The organism is Acinetobacter sp. YH16052 (assembly GCF_013417155.1).
GTDB lineage: Bacteria > Pseudomonadota > Gammaproteobacteria > Pseudomonadales > Moraxellaceae > Acinetobacter.
The window spans coordinates 1-2078 of sequence record NZ_VPEO01000109.1 but is presented as its reverse complement, the minus strand read 5'-3'; the positions used below and the strand labels follow the sequence as shown (position 1 = coordinate 2078).

The 2078-nt window shown below is 37.2% G+C and carries 1 protein-coding gene and 1 pseudogene; both read right to left on the bottom strand.

Annotated features, from left to right (window positions below):
- Positions 1–96: 96 nt before the first annotated feature.
- On the bottom strand, positions 97–816 hold the full coding sequence (locus FTV42_RS16400) for a hypothetical protein (RefSeq protein WP_180039213.1): 720 nt from the start codon (positions 814–816) through the stop codon (positions 97–99).
- 272 nt (positions 817–1088) lie between these two features.
- Positions 1089–1949: pseudogene (locus tag FTV42_RS16395) on the bottom strand (ISNCY family transposase); the annotation flags it as partial.
- Between the last annotated feature and the right edge of the window lie 129 nt (positions 1950–2078).

Below are 2078 nucleotides of genomic sequence, written 5' to 3'. Positions count from 1 at the left end.
CAATGGCTTTTATGGCTTCAGCTTTAAATTCTGCGGTGTAAGTCTTCTGTTTCTTGCTCATGGTAAACTCCTAATGAGTATGTATAGTTTACCAAGTTAAACCCTCCTGTTTTTTAAGCACACATCAAACTCGCTAAAACTTATATTTGGTTGGTTGTATTGCTGAGTCAAATATTGATGGCAAACGGAATCTTTTGGAAATGAGCCAGAGATATTTTTAATTTGATTAGAAAGGTTTAACCAATTTTTATCATTTTTGAGAGATTCTCCAGGATTCTTTAACAGTTCAGTAGTGACATAAGCAGAATTTAGGGGGCTATTATTTAATGAAATATTTTTAAAGGTAAGAGTAGACTTAAATTCAGGAGTTTCACTATCAAAAGTTGTAATAATTTTTCCATTTGAATTTGAAACCAGATATTGAGGATGTTGGCTATTGGCTGAGTAATAGATTTTATTTTTAGTCAGCACATATTCTTTACGAAATTGCCAAGCTGGATCATATTGGATGTTTTGTTGATACAATGTCTGTGTATTTTCATTAATTTTATTATTTAAAGTAGTCTTGTAATTTTCTATAAGAGAAAAAATATGGTCCTTCAACCCAACATCTACTGCTTTGATTTTATATTCAGCAATAGGAAACTCTAAAGTATGAACAGTTGTGTTCGATGGTGAACCATCTAAAGGTAAAGTAGGTGGTGTAGAAGTAGCATTATTGCTGTCATTATTTTGATTTACTTTAGAACTTGAACCTCCACATGCTGTTAGTAAAAGTGCCGAGCTAATCAGGAAGGTTAATTTTTTAATCATCATTTGTTTAAAAACTCAAATTATTTAAAGTACTTAATGCTTCGGTTTCTTTAGTAATTTGGAACATTATTTTATATTCACAAGAATCCCAAATACATAAGCTACTTCAGTAGTGTCATTTTCAATCAAGCTCATCTTATTTTTTAATAAGAAAAGAATCAATGTAGGTATTAGAAAATACATCAAAATATTCTCAAATGATCTCTATTTTTTGGAAAAACTGTTATTCCCCAATTAAAATGTCTATGCGATAAACCATTTAAAATGTCCTGTTTTTAACTACAAGAGTCAAGCACAGGATTTAAATTTCTTTGTTCAATAACAACTTTCTGAGCTTTACGACTTGGCATACTTTTCTTGGCACGGGAACGTTTATTCTGTTTTTCCAATGCTTCATGCTGTTGCTGGATATGTGCCAGGACTGAACCTAATCTTTTATTCTCAACCACTTCATTCTGCTGCAGTCCAGCCAGTTTATTGAAGATGCTGTAGTTGAGCTTTCGTCCCTCATGCATGAGGGCCACAGTGCCATCCGGATACTCCAGAAATGAAATGTATTACCCAACAAGCTTATGATTCAGCTCTGTCGGTTCAAGCAGATAAATATATTTGTCATACGTCAGGGTCAGATTCTTGGTGACCTTACGCGGTTCCTGCCAGGTAAAAATATCATCTAGTTCAACATCAGACTCTGTTAAAGGGCGATGCAAGTTCTTGGAATTTCTCGCACACTTGGCAAACTTCTGGTTGAACTGCTCAATAAAGCAGGGTAGCCAGGCATTGGCTTTGGCAATTGAACTGATGCCTTCCAGACGCATCTCCTTGATCAACCGGTCTTGAAGGGTTCTATTCGCGCGTTCTACGCGACCTTTGGCCTGTGGTGAGTTGGCAAAGATAATATCTATCTTCAACTCATTCAGAATCCGGCCAAATTGCGTGATTTTGCTGTCCTGGCTCGATTTCTGGTTCACTCGGAAAACCGAATGTTTATCGCTATAAAAGGCCAACGGCTTACCGTATTGTTCAATGTAGGCTCGGGTTGAAAGCATATAGTCGAAGGTCGTTTCCGCCTCACAGAAGCGCAGATGCAACAGCTTTCCAGTGGCATCATCGATATAAAACAGCAAGCAGCACTTAGGGCACTGTTGCAAATAGTCGGTGGTGATAAACTTATCATCCCCTTTTGCTGATGGAGCTGCACATGAACCCATTCAAAGGCCGGCATTTTCAGCGTGACATCATTCTGTGGGCCGTACGCTGGTACT

Coding starts and splice junctions, on each gene's coding strand:
- FTV42_RS16400 (WP_180039213.1), bottom strand. CDS start 816: ATGATGATTAAAAAATTAACCTTCCTGATTAGCTCGGCACTTTTACTA.